General features: G+C 65.0%; 6 protein-coding genes. 4 read left to right on the top strand and 2 right to left on the bottom strand.

Annotated elements, in window-relative coordinates; translation table 11 throughout:
- Positions 1 to 295 (top strand): HNH endonuclease (locus ACSLGO_RS15195; RefSeq protein WP_436401404.1); only part of this gene is annotated, 295 nt, incomplete at its 5' end.
- A 553-nt stretch (positions 296 to 848) separates the two neighbouring features.
- Positions 849 to 2,159: a cell division protein PerM gene (locus tag ACSLGO_RS15190; RefSeq protein ID WP_152274804.1), complete on the top strand. Its 1,311-nt coding sequence runs from the start codon at positions 849 to 851 to the stop codon at positions 2,157 to 2,159.
- A 48-nt stretch (positions 2,160 to 2,207) separates the two neighbouring features.
- Here ACSLGO_RS15190 and ACSLGO_RS15185 read toward each other — a convergent pair whose 3' ends face one another.
- Complete coding sequence (locus ACSLGO_RS15185) at positions 2,208 to 2,651, bottom strand: hypothetical protein (RefSeq protein ID WP_436401403.1); 444 nt, start codon at positions 2,649 to 2,651, stop codon at positions 2,208 to 2,210.
- A 39-nt stretch (positions 2,652 to 2,690) separates the two neighbouring features.
- Here ACSLGO_RS15185 and purN point away from each other — a divergent pair, with 39 nt between their 5' ends.
- On the top strand, positions 2,691 to 3,269 hold the full coding sequence (gene purN / locus ACSLGO_RS15180; RefSeq protein WP_386886561.1) for a phosphoribosylglycinamide formyltransferase: 579 nt from the start codon (positions 2,691 to 2,693) through the stop codon (positions 3,267 to 3,269).
- 71 nt (positions 3,270 to 3,340) lie between these two features.
- On the opposite strand, the gene ACSLGO_RS15175 is transcribed toward purN, so the two are convergent.
- Positions 3,341 to 4,693, bottom strand: coding sequence for an MFS transporter (locus tag ACSLGO_RS15175; RefSeq protein ID WP_263128515.1), 1,353 nt, complete (start codon positions 4,691 to 4,693; stop codon positions 3,341 to 3,343).
- Between the two features lie 277 nt (positions 4,694 to 4,970).
- Between ACSLGO_RS15175 and purH the strand changes: the two genes are divergently transcribed.
- Positions 4,971 to 6,584, top strand: coding sequence for a bifunctional phosphoribosylaminoimidazolecarboxamide formyltransferase/IMP cyclohydrolase (gene purH / locus ACSLGO_RS15170; RefSeq protein ID WP_377955960.1), 1,614 nt, complete (start codon positions 4,971 to 4,973; stop codon positions 6,582 to 6,584).
- The last annotated feature ends 98 nt before the right edge of the window (positions 6,585 to 6,682 follow it).

Here is a 6,682-nt window from a genome sequence, read left to right as displayed (position 1 = left end):
CGTCACGCACGCGGAGATCGATCACACCAAGCCCTACGCCCACGGCGGGCCCACGGATCACGCGAATCTGGAACACCTCTGCCCTAAGCACCACCGGTTCAAAACCCTCGGCCACTGGACAGCACGCCAACCCGAACCCGGAACCATCGAATGGCACTCACCCACCGGACGAACCTACGCAACCGACCCAGCACTGGACTACCAGCCGAACCCGCCAACGCGCACGCTTCCGGAGCTGCCTCCCCGACCCGGGCCCCAGACCCAGCATTCGGACGATGAGCCCCCTCCGTTCTAGCCCCGTACATCCAGCCCTTCTGCGCGACCATAGAGCGGCACCTTTAAGTCCTCTACTTTGGAAAACCTGGTGCCACCCGCCCCCGCACTCCAATTCGCGGGCCACACAGTTGGGGGAGCCTCACACTCATAGAGACGCGCAACTGAGGCCCAGCCGCCGGGATGGATCAGGCGCCACCGCGATAACTGAGGCACGACTGACGACCCTCGGCCGAAGATCCGCTCCTGCCGCGGGGGTACCCCTGACGGGTACCCCTGACGGGTACCCCTGACGGGTACCCCTGACGGGTACCCCTGACGGGTACCCCTGACGGGTACCCCTGACGGGTACCCCCTTCGTCGGCTGCCCTCCGGCAAACACCCCTCCCAACGGACACCCCTCCGAGGGGCCCCTCCAACGTTCCTCCGACGGACACCCCTCCAACACCCCCCGGCAAACACCCCTCTGTCCGTGGGCTCACCGCCTGTGTCGCCCCTCCACAACAAACCCGAACCTCGACTCACACCCGCACCCTCAACAGCTCGGACGCGTCAGAATGGCACGATAGAGAGCGATGAAACTCTTTAAACGCCCGAAGAAACCGGGTGTGTTGCCCATGCCACTCTGGCTGCAGGGAATGTTCGAACTCGGCCAGGCAGCAGTTCTGTCAGCCCTGGTCGTAATCCTGCCGCTAACCGGAGTGTGGGCAGCAAACGGGTTCTCAGACCGGGACTACGCCTCACTGGCACGGCTAAGCGGGCAAGCCTGGCTACTGCTGCACGGGGTGCCGCTTTCACTGACTTTCCCGGCAGGAACAGTGGGGCCGGAAGAATCGGGAGGACTGCTGTCCCTGATTCCACTGGGCCTGACACTCATACCCTTCTTCCTCTGCTGGAGGGCAGGACGCAGGCTCGCACGCGCGTGCTACACAGACCAGCTCTGGCAGGCACTGCTCGGAGCACTCGGAACTTACGCCCTGCTGGGAACAGCAGCGGCATACTTCTCCGCAAACGAGGACGTAAGCATCTCGCTCGTGGCCGGAGGCCTGATACCCCTCATCCCCGCAGGACTCGGAGTCATCATCGGAGCGCGGATGGAAGCGGGCTCCTGGGTACGGCTCATAGGAGTGGACCTCACAGACTGGATAGCAAGAACCAGCCAGCACTCACGCTGGGCCGGTTCCTACCTGTGGGCAGCAATCCGGGCCGGAGTCGTGGGAATCACGGCAGCAATCGGACTCGCAGCAGTCCTGCTGGTAGTGGCTCTGGCGCTGAGCTGGGCAGAGATAGCAACCGTCTACCAGAAGCTCGACGCCGGAATCATCGGAGGCATCGTTGTCACCGTTGCCCAGCTGGGACTGCTACCCAACCTGGTGGTCTGGACCCTAGCCTGGGCATCCGGAGCAGGATTCAGCATCGGAACGGGAAGCATCATCAGCCCACTCGAAACGACAGTAGGCCCACTGCCTGCTGTCCCGATACTGGCGGCCCTGCCCAGCGGACAGTCCGAATACGCCTACGCAGCACTGTTAATCCCCGTCGCGGCAGGAGTGCTGGCAGGATGGTGGTTCCTGCGAGAGGGCGAGAACCACTTCGACGAGTGGATCTCCATCAAGATCAACGCCAGATGGTTCACAGCCTCCGTTTCGACAGTCTGCCTTGGCGCCGTCATTGGGCTGGTGTCAGGACTCCTGGCAGCCGCAGCTGCACTCATCGCACGCGGTTCACTGGGCATCGGCAGATTCGTCGAGATTGGACCAGACCCGCTCTGGACCGGAATCTGGATCGCCGCGGAAGTCGCCGTCGGCGTCGTTATTGGTTACGCAGCGGGCCCATGGCTTGAACGTGAACGCTCACGGCGCCCGGAAGCCGCCTCAAAGGTGTAGCTGCCCGCTGCGGAAACCCCAGGAAACCAGCTCAGTGAAGAAAGACCGCTACGGCTGGGGAAGCATTCCGCCGAAAGTCAGGTAATCCTCGGTGCAGGCCTCAGTGGCCTGGACAGTCAGGGCGGACTGCATACAGGTCTCGTACTTGGCGGTAAGCGGCCATAGGGCCACCTGGGCAGCCAGCCCGAGGGTCATGAAGGCAGTCGCGGCCAGGCCCATCGAGACCACAATCCGCATAAACGCGCCCAGACCGAACCGGATGACCTTCACCAGGGTGATGGTCCCAACCACGACGGCCGCAATACCCAGCATCAGCGGAAGCAGCTTCCAAGGCAGCATCAGGTCCGAGCTGAGCAGCATTCCCAACAGCAGGGCAATGAACACCCACATGTAGGAACGGGCTTCCTTCGACTGTGCCTCAGTGGGCTCCGGTTTGCGGGTAGCCGGCGGAAACGGCGGTCGCGGGCGTACGTCAGGGCCGTCGTTAGTCATGGTTTAAGCCTAGGTGACGCTTCGACCTAAGGTTGACACATGCGAATTGTTGCTCTGGTTTCCGGCACCGGCTCCAACCTCCAGGCGGTCCTTGACGCCGTTGCCGCGGGGGAGCTCGATGTCGAAATCGCCGCCGTCGGTGCCGACAGGACCGGAACCTACGGCGTGGAACGTGCTGCCGCCGCCGGATACGAAACGTTCGTGGTGAACTTCAAGGATTACCCGGTCCGTGCGGACTGGAACCGTGCGCTGACGGAGAAAGTTGGATCCTACAATCCCGACGTCGTCCTTTCCTCCGGATTCATGCGCATTGTGGATGAGCACTTTATCGACACGTTCGAGGGACGCTACGTCAACACCCATCCGGCACTGCTTCCGTCTTTCCCCGGTGCGCACGGAGTGCGGGATGCACTCGCCTACGGAGTGAAGGTCACCGGCTGCACGGTCCACATTGCCGACGCCGGTGTGGACACGGGCCCGATCCTGGCGCAGGCAGCGGTGGAGGTGCTCGACGGCGATACCGAGGAGACGCTGCACGAGCGCATCAAGGTGCAGGAACGGCGGCTGCTGATCGAGACCCTCCGGAAGATCAGCAAAGAGGGACTCCCGGCGCTCTGAGCCAGCCGCACGCGAGGCCGGCGCGCTGCGCGCTGCCCAGCCACCCGCCGGCGCCCCTGGTCACGGCAACCCTAGTCCAGCGCAGCGCCCCGGGTCTCGGGCGAGAACTTCGCCATCCACAGCACCGCAGCCAGCACCAGCAGCCCGGCCACGGCAAAGGACAGCGGCAGTCCCAGGTACGGCCAAAGCACGGAAACAAAGAGCAGCGGCCCAAGACCAGCACCAACCCGGGACGCCGTAGACGCCCAGCCAAACCCGCTGGCACGCAGCCGGGTGGGGTAGAGCTCGGACACATAGGTGTAGAGCACCGGAATGGCCACCTGCACCACAAAGCCGTAGACCAGCAGCCAGGTTGTCGCAGCCGCAGGAACATCAACAACCAGGGCCACCACAACCAGTGAAGCTGCAGCCGCCGGGCCAGTGATTCCGAGCAGCCACTTCCGGCCGACCCGCTCCACCAGCAGCGCGGCAGCCACTACACCCAGCAGACCCACCGCAGCCATGCCGGACGTCGTCAGGAACGCCTTGTACTCGGCATAACCCGCATCCACAAGGATCTTCGGCATCCACTGAAGCGCCAGGTAGTAGACCAGCAGGACCGTCACAAATAGGGACCACGCAGTCACCGTGGACTTCGGATTGCTCCTCCAAAGTTCGGCTAGCTGAGCGCCGGTGGTCTTCAGGGAGAACTTCTGCACAGGCTCCGGCTCCGGAAGCCTCCACTCGGTCTGGGTTCCTCCGGTACGCCGGATCAGGTCATTGATGACGGCGCTGGCTTCCTCGGTGCGGCCCTTGCGGACCAGGAACAGCGGAGACTCCGGCACTGAGCGGCGGACCCAAAAGACCAGCAGCGCGGGGATAACCATGATCAGCATGGTCCAGCGCCAGTCCGCAACGGTCGCCATGATGACGGCGGAAGTGACACCGCACAGCGCGGCACCCACCGGCCACCAGCCGTCCATGGCGGTAAGCACCCGGCCGCGCTGCTTCCGCGGAGTGAACTCACCCACCAGGGCATAGTCCACGGGAACGCAGCCGCCAAGCCCTACTCCAGCGAGGAACCTAAACACACAGAACCAGGCGATGTCCGGTGCGAAAGCCCCTGCCACGGTAAAGATCGAGAAGATCAGCAGGGTGGCGGTGAAAGCCTGCTTGCGGCCAATCGCGTCTGCAATCGAACCCCACAGAAACGCACCTATGGCCATTCCCAGGAGGTTCGCTGTCCCGATCCACGCGGCCTGCGCCGGTACAAGGTTCCATTCCTGCGAGAGCAGCGGAATCAGGACGCCATTGAGCGTCACATCCCAGGCATCGAACATAAAGCCCAGCCCGCCGATCAGGAAGATCTTTCCCTGGACGCGCCAGCGCCAGGGCAGGTTCTGGACTACTTCGTCGCCCGCAGGCAGGGCGTGGGTGGTGGTCATGTGGGGGAGGGCCTTCCGCCGGCACTTATAGTCATTCATGCACTAACTGGGGAGAACTCTACAACGCCGGAGGCCGTAAGACAGCCGACGCCCGTAACGTTCACGCTTCGTGTGCCGCGGACCCCGGAATGCGCCTGCGTCAAACGGGTGACGGCCGAGCCGGGAACTATTACCCCTTCGGCCTGCCCCAGAAGCGTCCAAGGCATAAACTCATCCTTGGGCCGCCCGCGGGCGGCGCGTGCATCGTTCGCCGATACCCAGTTGGAGTGACTTCCCCGTGAGCAACACCCCCCTTGACCGTGTACCCATCCGCCGGGCCCTCATCTCGGTCTACGACAAGACCGGCCTGACGGAACTGGCCCAGGGCCTCGCCGCAGCCGGGGTCAGCATCGTCTCCACCGGATCCACCGCCAAGCAGATCGCCGCAGCCGGCATCAAGGTCACCGAGGTTGCCGAGGTGACCGGTTTCTCCGAATGCCTGGATGGCCGCGTCAAGACCCTCCACCCGCGCGTGCACGCCGGCATCCTCGCCGACCGCCGGCGCCAGGACCACAGGGACCAGCTGGAGGAGCTGGGCATCGAGGCCTTCGACCTGGTGGTCGTGAACCTGTACCCGTTCGTTGAGACGGTGAAGTCCGGCGCCGCGCAGGACGACGTCGTCGAGCAGATCGACATCGGCGGGCCCTCGATGGTCCGTGCCGCTGCCAAGAACCACCCCTCCGTTGCAGTCGTGGTGGACCCGGCCAAGTACTCGGCTGTCACCGCAGCTGCCGCCGAAGGCGGCTTTGACCTGAACGCCCGACGCCGGCTGGCCGCCGAGGCGTTCGCCCACACCGCCGCGTATGACACGGCTGTGGCCAAGTGGACTGCCGCGCAGTTCGGCGACGGCACCGAGGAAGGCGCGGCCTGGCCTGCCTACACCGGCATGGCGCTGGAGCGCTCCGAGGTGCTGCGCTACGGCGAGAACCCGCACCAGGCAGCGGCACTCTACGCGGACCAGGATTCGATGCCCGGAGTCGCGCAGGCAGACCAGCTGCATGGCAAGGCGATGTCCTACAACAACTATGTCGACGCCGACGCCGCCCTGCGCGCAGCCTTCGACTTCGAGGAGCCTGCAGTCGCCGTCGTCAAGCACGCCAACCCGTGCGGTGTGGCTGTTGCCTCGCCCGGTGCTGCGGACCCGATCGCCAATGCCCACCTGAAGGCGCACGCCTGCGATCCGGTCTCAGCCTATGGCGGAGTGATCGCCGCGAACCGTCCGGTCACGGCCGGCATGGCGGAGACGGTCAAGGACATCTTCACCGAGGTTGTCATCGCGCCGGACTTTGAGCCCGAGGCAGTCGAGATCCTCTCCCGCAAGAAGAACATCCGCCTGCTCACCCTTCCGGACGGCTACGGCCGTAACCCGCTGGAGTTCCGCCAGGTCTCCGGCGGCGTCCTGATGCAGCAGCCGGACACCGTCGAAGCGGAAGGCGACAACCCCGACAACTGGACGCTCGCAGCCGGCGAACCCGCTGACGAGAAGACCCTCGCCGACCTCGTCTTCGCCTGGCGCGCAGTCCGCGCTGCCAAGTCGAACGCGATCCTGCTCGCCCGCGATGGCGCGTCCGTCGGTGTGGGCATGGGACAGGTGAACCGCGTTGACTCCTGCAAGCTCGCCGTCGAGCGCGCGAACACGCTGGCAGGCGACGATGACGAGCGCGCCCGCGGTGCCGTAGCGGCGTCGGACGCGTTCTTCCCTTTCGCCGACGGACTCGAGATCCTGCTGAACGCCGGCGTCCGCGCCGTTGTGCAGCCGGGCGGCTCCGTCCGCGACGAGGAGGTCATTGCTGCGGCGAACGCAGCAGGCGTGCCGATGTACTTCACCGGCGCCCGCCACTTCTTCCACTAGCAACGCTCCAGCCACGCCAGGCCGCGGGCCGCATGGATCATGTCCGCATGCGGCCCGCGGTTTAGGGGGCGCATCCGCGCTGTGGCATAGTTGGAGCA

The sequence above is a fragment of the Arthrobacter sp. IK3 genome (assembly GCF_051337705.1).
GTDB classification, from domain to species: domain Bacteria; phylum Actinomycetota; class Actinomycetes; order Actinomycetales; family Micrococcaceae; genus Arthrobacter_B; species Arthrobacter_B koreensis.
The sequence above is the reverse complement of the archived record's forward strand: the minus strand, read 5'-3'. Positions and strand labels throughout refer to the sequence as shown.